Origin of the sequence: Rhizobium sp. NLR10b, assembly GCF_019685435.1 — a bacterium.
In the GTDB taxonomy this organism is placed as follows: domain Bacteria; phylum Pseudomonadota; class Alphaproteobacteria; order Rhizobiales; family Rhizobiaceae; genus Rhizobium.
On sequence record NZ_JABDWV010000011.1, the window covers coordinates 187,142 to 208,139 of the forward strand.

At 63.4% G+C, this 20,998-nt stretch carries 19 protein-coding genes; 13 read left to right on the forward strand and 6 right to left on the reverse strand.

Annotation, left to right across the window (positions count from 1 at the left end; translation table 11 throughout):
- Nucleotides 1-101: 101 nt before the first annotated feature.
- The 4 genes from HJB91_RS19540 to HJB91_RS19555 all read left to right on the forward strand — a co-directional run bounded on the left by HJB91_RS19540 (nucleotide 102) and on the right by HJB91_RS19555 (nucleotide 4,636).
- Nucleotides 102-788: a response regulator gene (locus HJB91_RS19540; protein WP_210633270.1), complete on the forward strand. Its 687-nt coding sequence runs from the start codon at nucleotides 102-104 to the stop codon at nucleotides 786-788.
- 2 nt (nucleotides 789-790) lie between these two features.
- Nucleotides 791-2,080 (forward strand): ATP-binding protein, encoded by a 1,290-nt coding sequence (locus HJB91_RS19545; RefSeq protein ID WP_221147192.1) that lies wholly within the window; start codon nucleotides 791-793, stop codon nucleotides 2,078-2,080.
- 158 nt (nucleotides 2,081-2,238) lie between these two features.
- Nucleotides 2,239-2,721, forward strand: a complete 483-nt coding sequence (locus HJB91_RS19550; protein ID WP_221147191.1) for a CBS domain-containing protein — start codon at nucleotides 2,239-2,241, stop codon at nucleotides 2,719-2,721.
- Nucleotides 2,722-3,184: 463 nt separating this feature from the next.
- Nucleotides 3,185-4,636 carry an efflux transporter outer membrane subunit gene (locus tag HJB91_RS19555; protein ID WP_221147190.1) on the forward strand — a complete coding sequence of 484 codons (1,452 nt, stop codon included), beginning with the start codon at nucleotides 3,185-3,187 and terminating at the stop codon, nucleotides 4,634-4,636.
- An 18-nt stretch (nucleotides 4,637-4,654) separates the two neighbouring features.
- Here HJB91_RS19555 and HJB91_RS19560 read toward each other — a convergent pair whose 3' ends face one another.
- The 6 genes from HJB91_RS19560 to HJB91_RS19585 all read right to left on the reverse strand — a co-directional run bounded on the left by HJB91_RS19560 (nucleotide 4,655) and on the right by HJB91_RS19585 (nucleotide 11,891).
- Entirely contained in the window at nucleotides 4,655-5,491 is an 837-nt protein-coding gene (locus HJB91_RS19560) for a CoA ester lyase (protein WP_210633274.1), read from the reverse strand.
- Entirely contained in the window at nucleotides 5,488-5,940 is a 453-nt protein-coding gene (locus HJB91_RS19565) for a MaoC family dehydratase (RefSeq protein WP_210633277.1), read from the reverse strand. Before HJB91_RS19565 ends, HJB91_RS19560 begins: the two co-directional genes overlap by 4 nt.
- Entirely contained in the window at nucleotides 5,940-7,805 is a 1,866-nt protein-coding gene (locus HJB91_RS19570) for an acetyl/propionyl/methylcrotonyl-CoA carboxylase subunit alpha (protein WP_221147188.1), read from the reverse strand. The genes HJB91_RS19565 and HJB91_RS19570 overlap by 1 nt, the downstream gene beginning before the upstream one ends.
- Nucleotides 7,806-7,812: 7 nt before the next feature.
- Entirely contained in the window at nucleotides 7,813-9,423 is a 1,611-nt protein-coding gene (locus tag HJB91_RS19575) for a carboxyl transferase domain-containing protein (RefSeq protein ID WP_221155747.1), read from the reverse strand.
- Entirely contained in the window at nucleotides 9,420-10,565 is a 1,146-nt protein-coding gene (locus tag HJB91_RS19580) for an isovaleryl-CoA dehydrogenase (RefSeq protein WP_221155748.1), read from the reverse strand. The genes HJB91_RS19575 and HJB91_RS19580 overlap by 4 nt, the downstream gene beginning before the upstream one ends.
- A 273-nt stretch (nucleotides 10,566-10,838) precedes the next feature.
- Complete coding sequence (locus HJB91_RS19585; protein ID WP_210633284.1) at nucleotides 10,839-11,891, reverse strand: AraC family transcriptional regulator; 1,053 nt, start codon at nucleotides 11,889-11,891, stop codon at nucleotides 10,839-10,841.
- Between the two features lie 83 nt (nucleotides 11,892-11,974).
- Between HJB91_RS19585 and HJB91_RS19590 the strand changes: the two genes are divergently transcribed.
- The 9 genes from HJB91_RS19590 (at nucleotide 11,975) to HJB91_RS19630 (ending at nucleotide 20,897) form a co-directional block, all read left to right on the forward strand.
- Nucleotides 11,975-12,742, forward strand: coding sequence for a 3-hydroxyacyl-CoA dehydrogenase (locus HJB91_RS19590; RefSeq protein ID WP_210633285.1), 768 nt, complete (start codon nucleotides 11,975-11,977; stop codon nucleotides 12,740-12,742).
- A gap of 22 nt (nucleotides 12,743-12,764) precedes the next feature.
- Nucleotides 12,765-13,952 (forward strand): acetyl-CoA C-acyltransferase, encoded by a 1,188-nt coding sequence (locus HJB91_RS19595; protein ID WP_221155749.1) that lies wholly within the window; start codon nucleotides 12,765-12,767, stop codon nucleotides 13,950-13,952.
- A 17-nt stretch (nucleotides 13,953-13,969) separates the two neighbouring features.
- Nucleotides 13,970-15,097 carry an acyl-CoA dehydrogenase family protein gene (locus HJB91_RS19600; RefSeq protein ID WP_221155750.1) on the forward strand — a complete coding sequence of 376 codons (1,128 nt, stop codon included), beginning with the start codon at nucleotides 13,970-13,972 and terminating at the stop codon, nucleotides 15,095-15,097.
- A gap of 62 nt (nucleotides 15,098-15,159) precedes the next feature.
- Entirely contained in the window at nucleotides 15,160-16,392 is a 1,233-nt protein-coding gene (locus HJB91_RS19605) for a 3-methyl-2-oxobutanoate dehydrogenase (2-methylpropanoyl-transferring) subunit alpha (protein WP_210633289.1), read from the forward strand.
- A gap of 1 nt (nucleotide 16,393) precedes the next feature.
- Nucleotides 16,394-17,407, forward strand: a complete 1,014-nt coding sequence (locus HJB91_RS19610; protein WP_210633291.1) for an alpha-ketoacid dehydrogenase subunit beta — start codon at nucleotides 16,394-16,396, stop codon at nucleotides 17,405-17,407.
- A gap of 3 nt (nucleotides 17,408-17,410) precedes the next feature.
- Nucleotides 17,411-18,655: a dihydrolipoamide acetyltransferase family protein gene (locus HJB91_RS19615; protein WP_221155751.1), complete on the forward strand. Its 1,245-nt coding sequence runs from the start codon at nucleotides 17,411-17,413 to the stop codon at nucleotides 18,653-18,655.
- 4 nt (nucleotides 18,656-18,659) lie between these two features.
- Nucleotides 18,660-20,057 (forward strand): dihydrolipoyl dehydrogenase, encoded by a 1,398-nt coding sequence (gene lpdA, locus HJB91_RS19620; protein WP_221155752.1) that lies wholly within the window; start codon nucleotides 18,660-18,662, stop codon nucleotides 20,055-20,057.
- A 292-nt stretch (nucleotides 20,058-20,349) separates the two neighbouring features.
- Nucleotides 20,350-20,604, forward strand: a complete 255-nt coding sequence (locus HJB91_RS19625; RefSeq protein ID WP_221147182.1) for a type II toxin-antitoxin system ParD family antitoxin — start codon at nucleotides 20,350-20,352, stop codon at nucleotides 20,602-20,604.
- Entirely contained in the window at nucleotides 20,604-20,897 is a 294-nt protein-coding gene (locus HJB91_RS19630) for a type II toxin-antitoxin system RelE/ParE family toxin (RefSeq protein ID WP_210633303.1), read from the forward strand. The genes HJB91_RS19625 and HJB91_RS19630 overlap by 1 nt, the downstream gene beginning before the upstream one ends.
- The last annotated feature ends 101 nt before the right edge of the window (nucleotides 20,898-20,998 follow it).

Below are 20,998 nucleotides of genomic sequence, written 5' to 3' on the forward strand. Positions count from 1 at the left end.
AACGTTAAGTGCGGTCAAGTTAGTGTTAAGTTGGGTAAAACTTGGTCGCCTGAGCGTGTTTGTGCTGTATGGCTTGCCCGGCTTGATAATGGATGACGCGAATGAACAAGGTTCTCCTGATCGACGATGATGCGGAGCTGACGACACTTCTGCAGGAATATCTGGTCGAAGAAGGATATGACGTCGTAACGGACACGGATGGCCGCGCCGCCATTGCCGCGGCGGCCGGCAATACGGTCGACATCATCGTGCTCGACATCATGATGCCCCGGATGAACGGCATCGAAGTGCTGCAGCGGATCAGGAAGCTGAGCCAGGTTCCGGTGCTGATGCTGACGGCCAGAGGCGACGACGTGGACAGGATATCCGGTCTCAATCTCGGCGCCGACGACTATGTGCCGAAGCCATGTTCGCCGGGCGAACTGGCCGCGAGGCTGCGCGCCATCCTGCGCCGGGCAGGTCAGCCGGCGGCCGGCATGTCCACAGACACGGTCAGGGCAGGGCGGCTGGTGATCCATCCGGGCAGCCGGATCGCCGAATGGCGGGGGGAAAGCCTTGACCTCACCGGCACGGAGTTCAGCCTGCTCGAGGTTCTCGCCCGCAGCGCCGGCCAGCTCGTGTCGAAACAGGATATTTCCAAGCGGGCCTTCGGCAAGCCGCTCACCCCGTTCGATCGCCGCATCGACGTCCACATCAGCAGCGTTCGCCAGAAGCTCGGGCTGCGGGAGGACGGGCAATCCTGGATCCAGTCCGTTCGCGGCCAGGGCTATCAACTTCTCGTGGACTGACCATGCCCCGGCTTTTCTGGAAGTTCTTCAGGATTATCTGGCTGACTCTGGCGGCAAGCCTTGCTGCCGTTATCCTTATCGTCAAACTCCTTCAGGCGGTTCCCTTCGCAAGCGAGCTGGAACATGAGCGGCGGACGCTTGTGCTCAACCTGACTGCAAATATTCTGGCTGAGGACGGCGAAGCCGCCGCCGCGCGTTTCGTGACCACAAGCCAGAAGACGCTACCGCTTGGCCTGACCTTGTCCAAGCCCGACGACGCCGACGCCTGCGCCGAGAAGGACACGGGCACCGCCCGATCCATGCTGAAGGATGGAGTCTGCTATCGGCTTTCCGTGTCGGCTCCGGCCGGTTCCACTTTCGACAGCCTTGGACCATTCCTGCCGTGGCTCACCATCCTGGTCGCCAGCACGACCGCGGCCGGCGCGCTGGCGCGATACCTCATTCGTCCCGTCGTCCACCTTCGCGATGGCCTGAGCGCGCTTGCCCACGGCCGTTTCGACGTCCGTATCGGCGACAAGATGGCGGGACGCAGGGACGAGGTCACAGCACTTGCGCATGATTTCGATTCCACTGCCGCCCGCCTTCAGGAGCTACAGGATGCGCAGCAGAGGCTGTTCCATGACGTCTCCCATGAGCTGCGCTCGCCTCTGTCCCGGCTGCAGGCCGCCGTCGGTGTGTTGCGGCAAAGCCCCGCCAAACTCGGCGCCATGCTGGATCGAATGGACCGCGAGGTCGAACGGCTCGATATGCTGGTGGGCGAGGTTCTGACGCTCGCCAGGCTGACGGCAGGATCCAGCCTGCCGCTGAAGACGCAGACCATCGATGTCATCGAACTCCTCAACGAGATCCTCAGCGATGCGGCATTCGAAGCCCAGGCGCGGGAGATCTCGATCACGACGAGCGTCGATGGCACCTTCCGGGCCGAAGTCGAAGGCGAGCTTATCTATCGGGCGCTCGAAAACGTCGTTCGAAATGCCGTCAAATATACGGCCGACCATTCGCACATCTCGGTCTCCTCAGAGGCGACAGCCGACCGGCTAAAAATCTGCGTCACGGATCAGGGGCAGGGCGTCCAACGGGACGAACTCGAACGCATTTTCCAGCCGTTCTCTCGCGGGAGAGAGGCGGTGCCGAGAGGCGGATACGGTCTCGGTCTTGCAATCACCCGGCAGGCCGTCGAACGGCATGGCGGGCGCGTGCATGCGTCATTGCCGGAGGCGGGGGGGCTGGCGATCACCCTGGAGCTTCCCAGGAAGCCGATACCCTATGGTTTGGCGGACGAACAGGCCTGAGCACCAATCGACGAAGCTTGGTATCGTGGTTGCTCATCCCGAAGTAAAAGCGACGGGCGCGATGGTCGCGAACCGCGCCATCGCACATTGCGGTAAGTCAAGGCGGCCGCCAAGCCGATCCGGTATCGTGCATGCTCCTTTAGCTGGAGCCTTTACACATGACGATCCCTGCCAAGTCGGTGATGACAACGGATTTAATTACGGTATCGCCTGAGACCACGGTGGCCGAGGCCGCCCGGTGCATGCTTATCCATCATATCACCGCCGTACCGGTGGTGGACGCCGATAACCGGCCGCTTGGATTGGTCAGCGAAGGCGATGTGATGCGCCACTTTGGCTCGCAGTTTCAAAGCAAGCGAGCGCAATGGCTGCGCATGCTGGCCGAAGGCGAGAAGCTCGCCCCGGAGTTTCTCGCCGAAATCCGCCTCAACCAGCAGCATGTCCGCGAGATTATGAACGAGACCATCATCGCCGCGGATGAGGAAGCCTCGCTTGCGGAGTTGGCCGATCTGATGCTGAAACATCGGATCAAGCGCGTCCCTATCCTGCGTGACGGCGTGTTGGTTGGCATCGTCAGCCGCGCTGACGTGGTTCGGGCCGTCGTCGAAAAACTGGACGATTTGCTTGAGCCGACGGACTAGCACCGGAAGCTGGTCGGTCGGGCTCCATCATCCGCCAGCGCAGCGGCCGGCCGGACCAACAGCAGCGGCAGGACAAAAAGCAGCGAGTGGCAGGGGCGGCACGGCTTGATCCCGTCATGTTGAGCAGCATTTGCATTGTCGATTTGAGGCAAGAGTTCGCTGGCGCGAAGGCGGGCATAGCCCCCAAGCCTCTCGACGATCTGACCGACGAGAAGATCGCGAATAAGCTGGGTGCCCCTCGCTATCTTCCCACCCGCTCGCGGCATCAATGAGGGAATTGCGGTGCCTTCCTTCCATCCGGACTCGATGCATCTCTCCCTCATCGAGGACGAGGCCGCGCAGCTCTGCTGAACCGAGATGTGCGGCGGGACGCTGCTTTTACCTAACTTTACCGTTTCTTAACCGCCATTAACGCTAGCGCCGCTAAGCCTGAACCCACGATCCCGGTTCAGAAGGCTCCCCCGTGAGTACGTCGCTTAGCACTAGATTATCATCCCTCCGCTACACCGCAGCCGCATTCACACTGCTGCTGGCAGGCTGCGTCAGCGGCCCGGATCACGTTGCCCCCGAGATGCCGCTTCCCGCCAAGTTCGAAGACGGGGGTAATAAGAGCAACGGCGATGTCGTGACGGCAAGGTGGTGGACGGCCTATCGCGACAAGAAGCTCAACGGGCTGGTCACGCAGGGTCTCAGCGAGAACCTAGATGTGTTGCAGGCACTCGAGAGCATCAATTCGGCTTCCGCCAACGTCACGGTAGCCGGCGCCGGCGCCCTGCCGAGCCTGACGGTCGACGGATCGCATACTCTCTCCGGGGAGAAGGGGCGGCTGCGGACGACGGTCGGCACCACGAACACGACGGGAGGCGATGCCAGCCTTTCCTGGCTGCTCGACGTCTTCGGCCAGTACCGTCGCTCGAAAGAGAGCGCCCTCGCCTCGCTTGGAGCCGCTTACGCGACGGCCGACAATGCCAGGCTCACCTTTCTGAAAGACCTGGTCGAGACTTATATCGACGCCCGCTACTACCAGGAGCGCATCGCCCTTTCTCAGGCGAATTTGAAATCCCGCCAGCAGACTTACGAACTCACTGAGCTGCAGTTGAAAGCTGGTGCGGCCTCCCGCCTCGACGTCGTCCGGGCCGAGGGTCTTGTACAGTCGACGAAGTCCGACATTCCCGGCCTCGAACAGAGTTTTACCGAATCGGCCCATCACATTGCCACACTGCTCGGGATGCCGGCGGCTTCGCTGACGGAAGAGCTGCGCAGGAATACTGGCCAGCCGGTGTTCCGCGGCGACATTGGTGCCGGCATCCCGGCCGATCTCATCCGCAACCGTCCCGATATAAGAAAGGCCGAACGCGAGCTGGCGGCAGCTGTCGCCGATATCGGTGCTGCCGAAGCCCAGCTTTACCCGTCGATCTCGCTTTCCGGTTCGATTTCGCCGAGCTGGGTCAAATCATCGGGCGCCACCGGCGCAAGCCTGACGAGCTGGTCTTTCGGACCGACGCTCAACCTGCCGATCTTCGATGGCGGCAAATTGCGGGCCAATGTCGATATCGAGAAATCCGATGCCAAAACGCAATATCTGGCGTGGAAAGCGGCGGTGCTGAACGGCGTCGAAGAGGTCGAAAACGCGCTTGCGGCCGTTCGCCACGACACGCAGACGCTGGGACCGTTGCGCAGGCAGGTACAGACGGCGCAGGAATCGCTGGCGCTTTCGACCACGAGCTACAAGGATGGCGCCTCTTCGCTGCTCGACGTTCTGGACGCGCAGCGGTCCGTCTCGGATGCTCAGGAAAGCCTTGCTGCCACCATGCAGCAGGTCGCGAAGGATTATGTGGATCTCTATGTCGCCATCGGCGCCGGTTACCTCGAGCCGGAGCAGGCCGCCTCCAGGCAAATCGCAAAACCGGGCTGATCCGCTGGATGGGTGGGCTTATCGTCCGGCGCTTTCCAGAATGCGCAGCGCAAGCTTGAGGTGCGGCAGGTCAAGCATGCGTCCGTCAAGCTGGATGACGCCGGCGTCAGGCCTGGCGGCGAAGGCGGCGGCGACCTTCTCTGCCCAGGCGAGCTCGGCGGCGTCAGGTGTGAAGGCGTGGTTGATCGTTTCGACCTGGCTCGGATGGATGGCCATCATGCCGGAAAAGCCGTCGCGCCGGCCGCGGCTGGCATAGGCCCTGAGACCGTTGAGATCGCGCAAATCGGGATAGACGGTTTCGATTGCCGGAACGGCGGCGGCATGGGCTGCGAATAGGGTGAGCGAGCGGGCAAGCTCGTAGGGCGGCGTATAACGGCCATCCGTCCTCCGCGCTGTCGCAGCCCCTATCGCGGCCGGCAGATCCTCGGCGCCCCAGGTCAGGCCGCAAAGCTTCGCCGAGACGTCGCGGTAGCTGCCAATCTCGAAGATCGCGGACGGCGTTTCCGTCGCGATCGGCAAAACGGGAACGGCCGGCGTCAACGAGGCTGCGAGTTTGCCCACGGAAACGGCCCCCTCGGCCTTCGGCAACATGATGGCGAAGGGATGAAGACCGTTCAGAGCGGCAAGGTCGGCTTCGAATTCAGGGGAGGTGAGGGGATTGACGCGGATCAAGAGAACGGTCTCGCCGGCATAGCGGTGGGCGAATTCGTGCACGGTCTCGCGTGCTTTTGGCTTGTTCGCGGGCGCAACCGAATCTTCCAGATCGAGAATGACGGCATCGGCGCCGGAAGCGAGCGCTTTCTCGAAACGCTCCGGCCGATCGCCGGGTACGAAGAGCAGCGAGCGCAGCCTCATGACGGTTTCACCTTCAGCATCGCCGTGCGCAGGCACTGGCAGACGATCTCGTCACGTTGGTTCAACGTGACATGCCGGAAAGTGACGATGCCGGCATCGGGGCGGGAGTTCGAGCGGCGCAGCTCCGTCACCTCGGTTTCCACCCGCAGCGTATCGCCGATGAAGACCGGCCTCGGCATCGTCACCGTGTCATAGCCGAGATTGGCGACGAGCGTGCCGAGTGTGGTGTCGCCGACCGAAAGGCCGATGGTGAGCGCAAAGGTGAAGGTGCCGTTGACAACGATGCGGCCGAACTCGGTGCCGGCGGCATAATCGGCATCGAGATGCAGCGGCTGCGGATTGTGGGACAGCGTCGTGAACAGCAGGTTATCGGTCTCGGTGACGGTGCGGCGGATCTCGTGGGCGATGCGGTCGCCGACTGTCCACTCGTCGAAATAACGGCCGGCCATCACGCCTGCTCCTTGATGACGCTGACGACCAGCTGGTTTTCCGAGACCCTGGCGCCGGTGGAAACCTGCAATTTCCCAACGATGCCGTCGAAGGGCGCGCGTAACGTATGTTCCATCTTCATCGCTTCGACCGTCAGCAGACGATCCCCCTTGGCAACAGTGTCGCCTTCGGCGACATCGACCGAGATGACGAGGCCCGGCATGGGCGAAAGGATCGCGCCGTCGCCCGCACCCTGATTTGCCTCGACTTCGCCCGCATGGGGCAGGCCGATCGGCCAGGCATTGCCGGCGTCGAAAAGCACGGTCTTCGCGTCGATCTCGACGGCATTCGCCTCAAGGTCGGGGCGCACGCGCCCCCAGTGGAGGTGACCGTCGATGCGCACCCGAACGCGGCCGTCACTTGGCCCGGCGATGCGAAAACCGGTCAGCACCGACCAGGGATCCTCATTTGCGGCCTTCGAAAGTGCCGTTGCCGCTTTGTCGATTGTCGTCTCATCTGGCTCCGTCGCCACAAGGCCCTCGCCATGCCGGTCGAGGAAGCCGGTATCGATCCGGGCGGCGCGAAAATCCGGGTTGGTGGCGACGCGGGCGAGAAGGCCGGCATTGGATCTGACCGGCCAGATCTCGATACCGGCACAAGCGGCGGCCAGCTTCGACAGCGCGGCTTCGCGGTTCGGCCCATGCGCAATGATCTTGGCGATCATTGGATCGTAGAAGGCGGTGATCTCATCGCCCTGTTCGACACCGCTCTCGACGCGGACGGTTCGGGGGAGTTTGAGATGTTCGAGCCGGCCGGTCGAGGGCAGGTAGCCGGCGGCGGGATTTTCGGCATAGAGCCGGGCCTCGAGGGCCCAGCCCTTCATGGCGATCTCATCCTGGCTTTTCGGCAGCGGCTCGCCGTTAGCCACCTTCAGTTGCCAGAGCACCAGATCCTCACCTGTTATGGCTTCAGTGACGGGATGTTCCACCTGCAGGCGTGTATTCATCTCCATGAACCAAATTCGATCCGGACGCAGGCCTTGCGAGGCATCGGCGATGAATTCGATCGTGCCGGCGCCGACATAGTTCACCGCTCTTGCGGCCTTCACCGCCGCATCGCAGATCGCAGCCCGCGTGGTTGCATCGAGCCCGGGAGCGGGGGCCTCCTCGATGACCTTCTGATGACGGCGCTGCAGCGAGCAGTCGCGTTCGAAGAGGTGGACGCAGTTGCCATGCTCGTCAGCGAAGATCTGCACCTCGATATGACGCGGATTGGCGATATAGCGTTCGATGAGAACGCGATCATCGCCGAACGAAGCGGCGGCTTCGCGGCGGCAGGAGGCGAGAAGCTCGGTGAAATCCTGCGGGCGGTCGACGCGGCGCATGCCCTTGCCGCCGCCGCCGGCCACCGCCTTGATGAGTACGGGATAACCGATGGCCTCGGCCTCGGCCGCCAGTCTTGCTTCGCTCTGGTCTGGTCCGAGATAACCTGGAGTGACCGGCACGCCGGCTGCCTGCATTAATTCTTTGGCCGCGTCTTTCAGCCCCATCGCCCGGATAGCGGCCGCCGGCGCTCCGACCCAGATGATACCGGCCTTCTCGACTGCTTCGGCAAATTCGGCATTTTCCGACAGGAAACCATAGCCCGGATGAATCGCGGCCGCCCCGGTCTTGCGGGCGGCTTCGAGGATGTGTACCTCAGACAGGTAGCTTTCGCGGGCCGGCGACGGCCCGATGGCGATCGCCTCGTCGGCTTCTCCGACGAAGGGCAGGCCGGCATCGGCCTCGGAATAGACGGCGATGGTGCGGATGCCGGCAGTCTTTGCCGTGCGGATGATGCGGCGAGCGATTTCGCCTCTGTTGGCGATGAGAAGGCTTTCCATCATAGCCGCCTCACATCCGAAACAGTCCGAAGCGCGGCCCTTTTGGGATCGGCGCGTTCAGGCAGGCGGAAAAGGCAAGGCCGAGCACGTCCCGCGTCTGGCCGGGATCGATGATGCCGTCGTCCCAGAGGCGGGCAGTGGCATAATAGGGATTGCCCTCCGCCTCGTAGCCGGCGCGGATCGGCGCCTTGAAAGCCTCCTCTTCTTCGACAGACCAATTCTCTCCGCGCGCCTCCAGTGCGTCGCGGCGGATGGTGGCGAGCACGGAAGCCGCCTGTTCGCCGCCCATGACGCTGATGCGGCTGTTCGGCCAGGTGAAGAGAAAACGGGGGCGATAGGCGCGGCCGCACATGCCGTAATTGCCGGCGCCGAAACTGCCGCCGATGATGACGGTGACCTTAGGCACGGTCGCCGTCGCAACCGCCGTCACCAGCTTTGCCCCGTCCTTGGCGATGCCGCCGGCCTCATAGCGGCCGCCGACCATGAAACCGGAAATATTCTGCAGGAACAGCAGCGGCACGCGGCGCTGGCAGGCGAGCTGGATGAAATGCGCACCCTTCAGCGCGCTTTCGGAAAAGAGCACGCCGTTATTGGCGATGACGGCGACCGGCATGCCCCAGATGCGGGCGAAGCCGCATACGAGCGTGGAGCCGTAGAGCGGCTTGAACTCGTGCAGTTCCGAGCCGTCGACGATCCGTCCGATCACCTCGCGCACATCATAGGGCGAGCGCACGTCATCGGGAATGAGGCCAAGAAGATCCTGGAAATCGAGTTTCGGCGGCCGCGGAGGCTGGATGTCGATATCGACCGATTTGACGCTGTTGAGGCTGGCGACGATGTCTCGCACCAGAAGCAGCGCATGTTCGTCATTCTCGGCAACATGATCGACGACGCCGGAGCGGCGGCCATGGGTTTCGGCGCCGCCGAGTTCTTCGGCCGAGATGATTTCGCCGGTCGCGGCTTTGACCAGCGGGGGACCCGCGAGGAAGATCGTGCCCTGATTGCGCGCGATGACGGTTTCATCAGACATGGCGGGGACATAGGCGCCGCCGGCCGTGCAGCTTCCCATCACGCAGGCGATCTGCGGAATGCCTTCGGCCGACATCTGCGCCTGATTGTAGAAGATGGCGCCGAAATGGTCGCGGTCGGGAAAGACCTCGGCCTGATGCGGAAGATTGGCGCCGCCGCTATCGACCAGATAGAGGCAGGGCAGCCGGTTCTGCAGGGCGATCTCCTGCGCCCTAAGATGTTTCTTCACCGTCATCGGGAAATAGGCGCCACCCTTCACCGTCGCGTCATTGGCGACGATCATCGCCTCGCGGCCGCAAACGCGGCCGACGCCCGATATGATGCCGGCGCCCGGCGCCTCGTCGCCATACATGCCGTTGGCTGCCAGCGTGCCGATCTCCAGGAAAGGGCTGCCGGCATCGAGCAGGAGCTGGATGCGGTCGCGCGGCAGGAGCTTGCCCTTGCCGGTATGGCGCGCGCGCGCCGTCTGCGATCCGCCCTCGCGCGCTCTCGCCGAATGCGCGTAGAGTTCGTCGACGAGGGCTTTATTCTTGGCGGTATTGGCTTTGAAGCTTTCGCTGTCGCGATCGATCGCAGTCGAAATCACCGTCATGATGCGATGAGCTCCCGCCCGATCAGATAGCGGCGGATCTCGTTGGTGCCGGCGCCAATATCGTAGAGCTTGGCGTCGCGCAGGAAACGCTCGACCGGCCATTCCTTGGTATAGCCGGCGCCGCCGAGCGCCTGGATCGCTTCCAGTGAGACTTTCACGGCATTTTCGCTGGCAAAAAGGATCGCGGCGGCCGCATCGGTGCGCGTTGCCCGGCCGGCATCGCAGGCGCGGGCCACGGAATAGACATAGGCGCGCGCCGAATTCAGCGCGACATACATGTCGGCGATCTTGCCCTGCATCAGCTGGAAATCGCCGATCGCCTTGCCGAACTGCTTGCGCTCGCGCACATAGGGCAGCACGACATCGAGGCAGGCCTGCATGATCCCGAGCGGGCCGGCGGCGAGCACGGCGCGTTCGTAATCGAGGCCGGACATCAGGATTTTCACGCCTTCTCCCTCCCGGCCCATCAGCGCATCGGCTGGCACCTCGCAATCCTGAAAGACCAGTTCGGCCGTGTCGCTGCCGCGCATGCCCAGTTTCGAGAGCTTCTTGGAGACGCTGAAGCCGGTCAGGCCCTTTTTGATGATGAAGGCGGAAATGCCCTTCGGGCCGGCGGCCGGATCGGTCTTGGCATAGACGACGAGTACGTCGGCATGCGGGGCATTGGTGATCCAGAACTTCGTGCCGTTGAGAATATAGCGGTCGCCTCTTTTCTCGGCTCGCAACCCCATGGAGACGACATCGGAACCGGAGCCGGCCTCGGACATGGCAAGCGAGCCGACATGGTCGCCCGAGATCAGCTTCGGCAGATGGCGGCGTTTCTGCTCCGTTGAGGCCCAGCGGCGGATCTGGTTGACGCAGAGATTGGAATGAGCACCGTAGCTCAAGCCCACGGAAGCCGAGGCGCGCGAGACCTCCTCCATGGCGACGACGTGCTCGAGATAGCCGAAACCGGCGCCGCCGAACTCTTCCTCGACGGTGATCCCATGCAGGCCGAGTGCGCCCATCTGCGGCCAGAGCTGGCGTGGAAACGTGTTGCTTTCGTCAATCTCCGCGGCGAGCGGAGCAATATGATCGGCGGCAAATCGCGCCGTCGTTTCGCGGATCGCGTCCGCGGTTTCGCCGAGCGAGAAATCAAACATGGCACTCCTCCCGCTGAAATATGTAGCGCGGGTTGCGGCAGGTTCAAAGAGGCACCCCATGCCTCCCTCATGCCTGTGCTTGTCACCGGCATCCAACCATCGCGCGTCCGCGCGGAGAATGGCTCGTTGCTCGCTCGAAGAAAGTCTCTTGCGCCCAAGGACTTGGGCGCGCTGGATGCCTGTGACAAGCACAGGCATGAGGGAGGGTGTGGAACCGCCAGCGCCAAATAGCGACTGGGTCTAGATGCAGGTCTCGGCTTATTACCCACTGCGCTATTCCCCCGCTTCCTCCCGTCGAAAAGTCTCAGGGCTCTTGCCCATCCATTTGCGAAATGCGCGAAAAAAGGCGCTGGGTTCGGAATAGCCGAGCTGTACGGCGATCTCGCCGATCGTTTTCGAGGTATTCAGCAGCAGTTCGACGGCGAGATCCCGGCGGATGTCGTCCTTGATGGCGGCATAGCTTTGTCCTTCGTCGTGCAGGCGGTGGCGCAGCGTCGAGGGCGGCATGCGCATGTCGGCGGCGAGTTCGGCGAAGCTGCGCCACGTCGCCGGCGTTGCCTGGCTCAATCGCCGACGGACGGCGGCGGCGATGCCCGCGTCGTAGCGGTAGCGCACCAGAATATTGGCGGGCGCGCCGCGCAGGAACTGTTTCAACGCCTGTTCGCTACGGGAAATCGGCAGGTCGAGCAGGGTGCTGTCGAAGCCGAGACGGCTGATCGGTTGCGAGAAGCGCACCGGAGCGCCGAAGAACAACCGGTAGTCGGCGCCCTGTTTCGGTTCGGCGCAGCGGAAGTCGACAAGCCGGATGGGGATGCGGCGGCCGACCAGCCAGCATATGATGCCGTGCAGGATGATCCAGTAGGTGCGATAGGCGAAGGCCGATCGCGGGCCGCCCACATCCCTGAGCTCAATCTCGGCCAAGCCGTCGCGGATGACGAGCCGGCCTCTAGGGTCGTCGAGCACGACATCGAGAAAACGTAGCGCCCGACGCAGCGCCTGACCGAGCGTCGGCGCATGCAGCACACAATGGCAGAGCAGCGTGAAGCTGCCGCTGCGCATCGGTCGGCCGCCCATGCCGAAGAATTCGTCGTCGAGTTCGGCGGCGATCATCAGCCAGAGGGCGCCATAAGTTTCGGCAGACACCGGCTGATCGACGATCGGCGGCAGGCCGACCCGCGCAAGGATCGGCGCCGTCGGCTTGCCGAGCCGCCGCAGGCTGTCCAGCGCCTCTTCGACGAAGCCCGGTGCAATCATGCGTCGCTCGATCTCGGCCATCTCAACCCCGCTATGGCAAAACTGGCCGAAATAATGGAGCAGTTCTGTCATCGCTTGCAATAGGTGGAACGAATAGAATCGTGACCGTCGGTGGCGCTCGGAGGAGGACGCAGCCGACAGGGAGGAACAGATTCATGCTGATCCGTGGGGCAAGTTTCATCGTCACCGGCGGCGGCTCCGGGCTCGGAGCGGCGACGGCGCGCATGCTCGTCGAGGCCGGCGGGCGCGTGACGATCGCCGATCTCAACGTTGACCTGGGCGAGGCGATCACGCGGGAATTTGGCATCGATGCCCGCTACGTCAAGGCGGATGTGACCGATGGCGAGGCTGGAGCAGCTGTGGTTGCCGCGGCGGCCGAAGCCTTTGGCGGTTTGCGCGGGCTGGTGAACTGCGCGGGCGTGGCGCCGGCCGAAAAGGTGATCGGCCGCGACGGGCCACACCGGCTGGAGAGTTTCGCGCGCACCGTCGGCATCAATCTCATCGGCACGTTCAACATGATCCGGCTTGCCGCCGCTGCGATTCAGACCGGGGAGCCGGATGCCGAAGGCGAGCGCGGCGTGATCGTCAATACGGCCTCGGTTGCCGCCTTTGACGGTCAGATCGGCCAGGCGGCCTATGCCGCCTCCAAGGGCGGGGTGGCGGCGATGACCTTGCCGATCGCCCGCGAGCTCGCCCGTCACGGCATCCGCGTCGTGTCGATCGCGCCCGGCATTTTCGAGACGCCGATGATGGCCGGTATGCCGGCCGAGGTTCAGGCGGCACTCGGCCAGAGCGTGCCCTTTCCGCCGCGGCTCGGCCGGCCGGCGGAATTTGCTGCGCTGGTGCGCCATATCTTTGAAAACACCATGCTGAACGGCGAGGTCATCCGCCTCGACGGCGCATTGCGGATGGGCGCGCGCTGAGCGTTTGCCCCAGGGAGGAAACATGGCACTGCAGGACCCTATCGTCATCGTCGGCGCGGCGCGCACGCCGATCGGCAGTTTCCAGGGAGAGCTGAAGGAGGCGACAGCGCCGGAACTCGGAGCCACGGCGATCCGCGCGGCAATGGAGCGTAGCCATGTCTCGGCCGAGGCGGTTGAAGAAGTCGTTCTCGGCTGCGTGCTGCCTGCAGGCCAAGGCCAGGCGCCGGCGCGCCAGGCGGCGATCGGCGCCGGCCTGCCTTTCGCGACGGGGGCAAGCTCCGTCAACAAGATGTGCGGCTCGGGCATGAAGGCGGTCATGACGGCTCATGACCTCATCACCGCCGGCAGTGCTTCTGTGGCAGTCGCCGGCGGCATGGAAAGCATGACGAACGCGCCCTATCTCCTTGACAAGGCCCGCGGCGGCTACAGGCTCGGCCATGGGCGTGTCGTGGACCACATGTTCCTCGACGGGCTGGAGGATGCGTATGACAAGGGGCGCTTGATGGGCAGCTTCGCGGAGGACTGCGCCCAAGCCTATCAGTTCACGCGCGAAGCGCAGGATAATTACGCCATCGCCTCCCTGACGCGGGCGCAGAAGGCGATCGCGGAAGGCTGGTTTGAAAGCGAGATCGTGCCGGTGACGGTCAAGTCGGGCAAATCAGAGCAGCGGGCGAGCCGCGACGAGCAGCCGGGTCGGGCGAAGCTCGACAAAATCCCGATGCTGAAGCCCGCCTTCCGAGAGGATGGCACGGTGACGGCCGCCAATTCAAGTTCGATTTCCGACGGCGCGGCAGCGCTCGTGCTCATGCGCCGCTCCGAGGCAGAGCATCGCGGCCTGACGCCGCTCGCCACCATCCTCGGTCATGCCACCCATTCGCAGGCGCCCAATCTTTTCGCCACCGCGCCGATCGGCGCGTTGCAGAAGCTCTCAGATCGGACCGGCCTGGCGCTTTCGGACGTCGACCTCTTCGAAATCAACGAGGCTTTTGCCGTCGTCGCCATGGCGGCGATGCGCGATCTCGACCTGCCGCATGAAAAGGTCAATGTGCATGGCGGCGCCTGCGCGCTCGGCCATCCGATCGGCGCATCAGGCGCCCGCATCCTGGTGACGCTGCTTTCAGCATTGGAGCGCTACGATCTGAAGCGCGGCATGGCGGCGCTTTGCATCGGCGGCGGCGAGGCGACGGCCGTCGCCATCGAGCGGCATTAGCGGGAAGGAGGAGCGACATGATCCTTTCCGACCTTCAGCAGCAGATCACAGATCTCGCCCGCGACTTTGCCCGCGACCGGTTGGCGCCGGGAGCCGCCAAACGCGACCGGGAACATCTTTTCCCGCGCGAGGAACTGAAGGAGATGGGCGAACTAGGGCTGCTCGGCATGCTGGTGCCGGAGGCCTATGGCGGCTCGGACACGGGTGTTGTCGCCTATGCCGCGGCACTCGAGGAGATTGCCGCCGGCGATGGACCCTGTTCGACGATTATGAGCGTGCACAGCTCCGTCGGCTGCGTGCCGATCCTGAAATTCGGCACCGAGGAGCAGCGGCAGCGTTTCCTGCCGAAGCTTGCGACCGGCGAATGGATTGGCGGCTTCGCCCTCACCGAGCCGCAGGCCGGATCCGATGCCTCGAACCTGAAGACAAGGGCCCGGCGTGACGGCGACCACTATGTGATCGACGGTGCCAAGCAGTTCATCACCTCGGGAAAAAACGGCAATGTCATCATCGTCTTTGCCGTCACCGATCCCGATGCCGGCAAGAAGGGCATCACCGCCTTTATCGTGCCGACGGACACACCCGGCTATGAGGTGATCCGCGTCGAGGAAAAGCTCGGACTGCATTCCACCGACACCTGTCAGATCGCCTTCAACACGATGCGCATTCCCGTGGATCTGAGGCTGGGTGGGGAAGGCGAAGGCTATCGCATCGCGCTCGCCAATCTCGAGGGGGGGCGGATCGGCATTGCCGCGCAGGCGGTCGGCATGGCACGGGCGGCCTTCGAGGCGGCGCGTGATTACGCCAAGGAGCGCACGGCTTTCGGCAAGCCGATTTTCGAACATCAGGCCGTCGCCTTTCGCCTTGCCGACATGGCGATGCAGATCGAGGCGGCGCGCCAGCTCGTCTTTCACGCCGCGTCTCTTCGGGAGGCGGAGTTGCCCTGCCTGTCGGAAGCCTCGATGGCGAAGCTCTTCGCCTCTGAGATGGCCGAGCGCGTCTGCTCCGATGCGATCCAGATCCACGGCGGCTACGGCTACATGGCCGATTATCCGGTCGAGCGCATCTACCGCGATGTGCGCATCTGCCAGATCTACGAGGGAACGAGCGACGTGCAGCGCATGGTGATCGCCCGCAATCTTTAGGAATGACATCCGGCCCGCTTCCGGGAGGGAGGCGGGGTCGGCAAAGGGAGGAACGCAAAAACATGGTGGATTCCGCTCATTTGAGCCTGCACGTCCCCGAACCCGCCGTCCGCCCGGGCGGCCAGCCCGACTTTTCCAACGTCAAGATCGCCAAGGCCGGTTCCGTGCCGCGGCCGGAGGTCGATGTCGCGTCCGAGGATATCCGCGATCTCGCCTATTCGATCATCCGTGTCTTGAACCGTGACGGCGAGGCGGTCGGTCCCTGGGCCGGATCGCTCACCGATGAGGAACTGCTGACCGGGCTTCGTAACATGATGAAGCTGCGCGCCTTCGATGCCCGCATGCTGATGGCGCAGCGCCAGGGCAAGACCTCCTTCTACATGCAGCATCTCGGCGAAGAGGCCGTCAGCTGCGCCTTCCGCAAGGCGCTTGCTAAGGGCGACATGAATTTCCCGACCTATCGCCAGGCGGGCCTCTTGATCGCCGACGACTATCCGATGGTCGAGATGATGAACCAGATCTACTCTAACGAGAGTGATCCGCTGCACGGCCGGCAGCTGCCGATCATGTATTCTTCCAAGGAGCATGGCTTCTTCACCATTTCGGGCAATCTCGCCACCCAATATGTGCAGGCCGTCGGCTGGGCGATGGCTTCGGCGATCAAGAACGACAGCCGCATTGCCGCGGCCTGGATCGGCGACGGATCGACGGCGGAATCGGACTTCCATTCGGCGCTCGTCTTCGCCTCGACCTACAAGGCCCCTGTGATCCTCAACATCGTCAACAATCAGTGGGCGATCTCCACTTTTCAGGGAATTGCTCGCGGCGGCTCCGGCACCTTTGCCGCCCGAGGCCTCGGCTTCGGCATTCCGGCGCTCAGGGTCGACGGCAATGATTATCTCGCCGTCCATGCCGTCGCCCGCTGGGCAGCTGAACGCGCCCGGCGCAATCTCGGGCCGACGCTGATCGAACATGTCACCTACCGCGTCGGCGCGCATTCGACCTCCGACGATCCGAGCGCCTATCGGCCAAAGACGGAATCGGAGGCCTGGCCGCTCGGCGATCCCGTGCTGCGGCTGAAGAAACATCTGATCGGCAAGGGCGTATGGTCGGAGGCGCGGCATGTGCAGGCGGAAGCCGAAATCGCCGATGAGGTGATCGAGGCGCAGCGCCAGGCCGAGGCGCATGGCACGCTGCATGCCGGCGGCAGACCTTCGGTGCGCGACATTTTCGAGGGCGTCTATGCCGAGATGCCGGCGCATATCCGCCGCCAGCGGCAGAAGGCAGGATACTGACATGGCCAGGATGACGATGATCGAGGCCGTGCGCAGCGCCATGGACGTGTCGATGGCGAAGGATGACAATGTCGTGGTCTTCGGCGAGGATGTCGGCTATTTCGGCGGCGTCTTCCGCTGCACCCAGGGCCTGCAGGCAAAATACGGCAGGACGCGCTGCTTCGACACGCCGATCAGCGAATCCGGCATCGTCGGCACGGCAATCGGCATGGCGGCCTACGGGCTCAAACCCTGCGTCGAGATCCAGTTCGCCGATTACATGTATCCCGCCTATGACCAGCTGACGCAGGAGGCGGCGCGTATCCGCTACCGTTCCAACGGCGATTTCACCTGCCCGATCGTCGTGCGCATGCCGACTGGCGGCGGCATCTTCGGCGGCCAGACGCACAGTCAGAGCCCGGAAGCGCTCTTCACCCATGTCTGCGGGTTGAAGGTGATCGTGCCGTCCAATCCCTATGACGCCAAAGGCCTGCTGATCGCGGCGATCGAGGATCCGGATCCGGTGATGTTCCTCGAACCGAAGCGGCTCTATAACGGCCCCTTCGACGGCCACCACGAGCGGCCGGTCACACCCTGGTCGAAACACGCTCTCGGCGAGGTGCCCGATGGCCATTATACGATCCCGATCGGCAAGGCCGAGGTGCGGCGCACGGGATCGGCGGTAACAGTCGTTGCCTATGGCACGATGGTGCATGTGGCGCTGGCCGCGGCCGAGGATGCCGGCATCGACGCCGAAGTGATCGATTTGAGAAGCCTGCTGCCGCTCGATCTCGATACGATCGTCAAATCAGTTTCGAAGACGGGCCGCTGCGTCGTGGTTCATGAGGCGACCTTGACGTCGGGCTTCGGCGCCGAGGTCGTGGCGCTGGTGCAGGAACATTGCTTCTATCATCTCGAAGCGCCTGTCGTGCGCGTCGCGGGCTGGGATACGCCCTATCCGCATGCGCAGGAATGGGACTATTTCCCCGGTCCCGGCCGGGTCGGGCGGGCGCTTGCCGAAGTCATGGAGGCCTGAGCCATGGGCGAATTCATCATCAAGATGCCCGATGTCGGGGAAGGGGTCGCCGAGGCCGAACTTGTGGAATGGCATGTGAAGCCGGGAGATCCCGTCCGCGAGGACATGGTGATCGCCGCCGTGATGACCGACAAGGCCACAGTGGAAATTCCCTCTCCCGTCGATGGCACGGTCATCTGGCTCGCCGGCGATATCGGAGACCGCATCGCGGTCAAGGCGCCGCTGGTGCGGATCGAAACGGCGGAAGGTGCCGGCGAGGCCCAGCCGATGCGGATTTCGCAGGCGCCGACCGCCGAAGTCGTCACAGCGGAAATCACGAGGCCTGCCCCGGCAGCGCCGGTCTCCGCAATCCCGTCTACTGCCGCCCCGCCCGTCGAAAAACCGCTTGCTGCCCCTTCCGTTCGGCTCTTTGCCAGGGAAAGCGGCGTCGATCTCAGGCAGGTGCAGGGGAGCGGGCCGGCCGGACGTATCCTGCGCGAAGATGTCGAGCAATTCCTGATGCAAGGCGCCGCTCCGGCCCTCCTAAAGGGTGGATCCGTCAAGAAGACAGCGACGGAGGAGATCAAGCTCACCGGACTGCGGCGGCGCATCGCCGAAAAAATGGTGCTTTCCACCTCGCGCATTCCCCACATCACCTATGTGGAGGAAGTGGACATGACGGCGCTGGAGGAGCTGCGCGCCACCATGAACGGCGACCGCAGGGAGGGCCATCCGAAGCTGACGGTCCTGCCCTTTCTGATGCGGGCGCTGGTCAAGGCCATTGCCGGGCAGCCGGAGGTCAACGCCACCTTCGACGACGATGCCGGCATCATCACGCGCCATAGCGCCGTCCATATCGGCATCGCCACGCAGACGCCGGCCGGCCTGACCGTGCCTGTCGTGCGGCATGCGGAAGCGCGCGGCCTCTGGGATTGCGCCGCCGAAATGAGCCGGCTGGCGGATGCGGCGCGTTCGGGCACGGCGACGCGCGACGAGCTTTCCGGCTCCACCATCACCATCAGCTCGCTCGGTGCGCTCGGCGGCATCGTTTCGACGCCTGTCATCAACCATCCCGAGGTGGCGATCATCGGCGTCAACAAGATCGCCACACGCCCGGTCTGGGACGGCACGCAATTCGTGCCGCGCAAGATCATGAACCTCTCTTCGAGTTTCGATCATCGCATCATCGACGGCTGGGATGCGGCGACCTTTGTCCAGCGTATCCGCACGCTCCTTGAAACGCCGGCGCTCATTTTCATCGAAGGCTGAGCACATGAAAGAAATGGTCTGCAAGCTCCTCGTCATCGGCGCCGGCCCGGGCGGCTATGTCTGCGCCATCCGCGCCGGACAGCTCGGCATCGATACCGTCATCATCGAAGCCGGCAAGCCGGGCGGCACCTGTCTGACGGTCGGCTGCATTCCTTCCAAGGCGTTGATCCATGCGGCCGAGGAATTCGACGCCACGCAAAAAATGCTGGCAGGCAAGAACCCGATGGGCATCCGCGTCGAAGGCGCCTCGATCGATCTCGCAAGGACGATCGCCTGGAAAGACGGCATTGTCGGCCGGCTGACGGGAGGTGTTTCAGGTCTGTTGCAGAAGGCGCGGGTGAAAATCGTCCATGGCCGCGCGCACTTCCGTGACGGCAAGACGGTGGAGGTGGAGACCGAAACCGGTCAGCAGGTCATCCGCGCCGAGACCGTGGTGATCGCCACCGGTTCCGATCCGGTGGAGCTTGCCAACCTGCCCTTCGGCGGCCGCGTCATTTCCTCGACCGAGGCGCTGTCGCTGACGGAACTACCGAAAACGATCGTCGTGGTCGGCGGCGGTTATATCGGGCTGGAACTCGGGATGGCCTTTTCGAAGATGGGCTCGGAGGTGAGCGTCGTCGAGGCGACTCCCCAGGTGCTGCCGCTCTATGATGCGGAATTGGTGCGTCCCGTGATGCGCAAGCTGACCGAGAGCGGCATCCGGGTGCTGACGGGTGCGAAGGCGATGGGTCTTGCCGATAATGGCGAGTCATTGATCGTTGAAACGTCGGATGGCCGGCATGAGACACTGCCGGCGGATCGCATCCTTGTCACTGTCGGCCGCCGCCCGCGAACGGCAGGGTCCGGTCTCGAGGAGTTGGATCTCGACCGCGCCGGTCCATATCTGAGGATCGACGATCAATGCCGCACCTCGATGCGCGGCATCTATGCGATCGGCGACGTGACCGGCGAACCGATGCTGGCGCATCGGGCGATGGCGCAAGGGGAGATGGTGGCAGAAATCGTTGCGGGCAAGAAGCGGGGCTGGGACAAAAGATGCATTCCCGCCATCTGCTTTACCGATCCTGAGATCGTCAGCGCCGGCCTGACGCCGGCGGAGGCGCGCGCGCAAGGATATGAGATCCGCACCGCCCAGTTTCCGTTCAGCGCCAACGGGCGGGCGATGACGATGGTCTCTGAGGAAGGTTTCGTGCGCGTCGTCGCCCGTGCCGACACCAATCTGGTTCTCGGCTTGCAGGCGGTGGGAGCCGGAGTCTCCGAGCTTTCGGCAGCTTTTGCGCTAGCGATCGAGATGGGAGCACGCCTGGAAGACATCGCCGGCACCATTCACGTCCATCCGACCCGCAGCGAAGCGCTCATGGAAGCGGCGCTGAAAGCGTTGGGAAACGCTTTGCACATCTGAGCCGACTGGACCCGGATCACGCATTGACGTCTGCCGGTTCGGATCCCATCAACTGAGACCGGAATAAGGCCGTGCCGATGCCGAAAAGCTTTGCCCACAAGGGCAAGAGCTCGACCTGTCGTACGAGGATCAGCGTCACACGGACGTTGATCGACAGGCCGACTACCCCTGAAGCGCTGACTTCGTCATCGCGTAGGCGGCAATCCCCGGATATGACACAGATCGCCGTTCGTGGAGCCGATTGACAAACTTTGCCAAGTCCAGCTAACCTACTCGCACCATGGAGGCTCGAATGGCTACGATGAACGTATCTCTTCCGGACCCGATGAAAGATTGGGTTGAGGCACAAGCAAAGAGCGGGCGATATTCCAATGCGAGTGACTATGTGCGCGACCTGATCCGGAGGGACCAAATTCGCAGTGACAAGGTTGCCGCCATGCAGCGTTTCGTTGATGACGGTTTTAAAAGCGGTATTGGCAGCCGCTCGAAGGACGAACTCTTTGCCGCGGCAGTGGCACGTGCAGAAACAACGCGCGGCGGTAGATAATGCGCTTTGACCTTTCAGTCGAAGCGGAAGAGGACATCATTGCGATCGCCGAACAAGGAGTGCGCATGTTCGGAGCCGCACAGGCTAGGCAGTATCATGACGAGTTGTTTACCGTGCTTGATCTGATTGCGGCCAATCCGCGAATGGCGCGTGAGCGAGAGGAGATTTCGCCGCCAGTTAGAGTTCATCCGTTCAAAGCCCATCTCATTGTCTACCGGATCGAGGAGCACGGAGCTATATTCGTGATCCGAATACGCCATGGACACGAAGACTGGGCCAGCGATCCTGCTTAGGCCTGGCTGAGCGAATGAACAAGCACAGTTGCATGGCGGCAATAGGCCCCGGGAATATCGTCAGCAAAGCCTGTTAAGAGAACGCCGACCGACCGCTGGAG

What these genes read in the sequence shown, in the direction of transcription:
- HJB91_RS19540 (WP_210633270.1), top strand. Translation starts at nt 102, where the DNA reads ATGAACAAGGTTCTCCTGATCGACGATGATGCGGAGCTGACGACACTT.
- HJB91_RS19545 (WP_221147192.1), top strand. Translation starts at nt 791, where the DNA reads ATGCCCCGGCTTTTCTGGAAGTTCTTCAGGATTATCTGGCTGACTCTG.
- HJB91_RS19550 (WP_221147191.1), top strand. Translation starts at nt 2,239, where the DNA reads ATGACGATCCCTGCCAAGTCGGTGATGACAACGGATTTAATTACGGTA.
- HJB91_RS19560 (WP_210633274.1), bottom strand. Translation starts at nt 5,491, where the DNA reads ATGAGGCTGCGCTCGCTGCTCTTCGTACCCGGCGATCGGCCGGAGCGT.
- HJB91_RS19565 (WP_210633277.1), bottom strand. Translation starts at nt 5,940, where the DNA reads ATGGCCGGCCGTTATTTCGACGAGTGGACAGTCGGCGACCGCATCGCC.
- HJB91_RS19570 (WP_221147188.1), bottom strand. Translation starts at nt 7,805, where the DNA reads ATGATGGAAAGCCTTCTCATCGCCAACAGAGGCGAAATCGCTCGCCGC.
- HJB91_RS19575 (WP_221155747.1), bottom strand. Translation starts at nt 9,423, where the DNA reads ATGACGGTGATTTCGACTGCGATCGATCGCGACAGCGAAAGCTTCAAA.
- HJB91_RS19580 (WP_221155748.1), bottom strand. Translation starts at nt 10,565, where the DNA reads ATGTTTGATTTCTCGCTCGGCGAAACCGCGGACGCGATCCGCGAAACG.
- HJB91_RS19585 (WP_210633284.1), bottom strand. Translation starts at nt 11,891, where the DNA reads ATGACAGAACTGCTCCATTATTTCGGCCAGTTTTGCCATAGCGGGGTT.
- HJB91_RS19590 (WP_210633285.1), top strand. Translation starts at nt 11,975, where the DNA reads ATGCTGATCCGTGGGGCAAGTTTCATCGTCACCGGCGGCGGCTCCGGG.
- HJB91_RS19595 (WP_221155749.1), top strand. Translation starts at nt 12,765, where the DNA reads ATGGCACTGCAGGACCCTATCGTCATCGTCGGCGCGGCGCGCACGCCG.
- HJB91_RS19600 (WP_221155750.1), top strand. Translation starts at nt 13,970, where the DNA reads ATGATCCTTTCCGACCTTCAGCAGCAGATCACAGATCTCGCCCGCGAC.
- HJB91_RS19605 (WP_210633289.1), top strand. Translation starts at nt 15,160, where the DNA reads ATGGTGGATTCCGCTCATTTGAGCCTGCACGTCCCCGAACCCGCCGTC.
- HJB91_RS19610 (WP_210633291.1), top strand. Translation starts at nt 16,394, where the DNA reads ATGGCCAGGATGACGATGATCGAGGCCGTGCGCAGCGCCATGGACGTG.
- HJB91_RS19615 (WP_221155751.1), top strand. Translation starts at nt 17,411, where the DNA reads ATGGGCGAATTCATCATCAAGATGCCCGATGTCGGGGAAGGGGTCGCC.
- lpdA (WP_221155752.1), top strand. Translation starts at nt 18,660, where the DNA reads ATGAAAGAAATGGTCTGCAAGCTCCTCGTCATCGGCGCCGGCCCGGGC.
- HJB91_RS19625 (WP_221147182.1), top strand. Translation starts at nt 20,350, where the DNA reads ATGGCTACGATGAACGTATCTCTTCCGGACCCGATGAAAGATTGGGTT.
- HJB91_RS19630 (WP_210633303.1), top strand. Translation starts at nt 20,604, where the DNA reads ATGCGCTTTGACCTTTCAGTCGAAGCGGAAGAGGACATCATTGCGATC.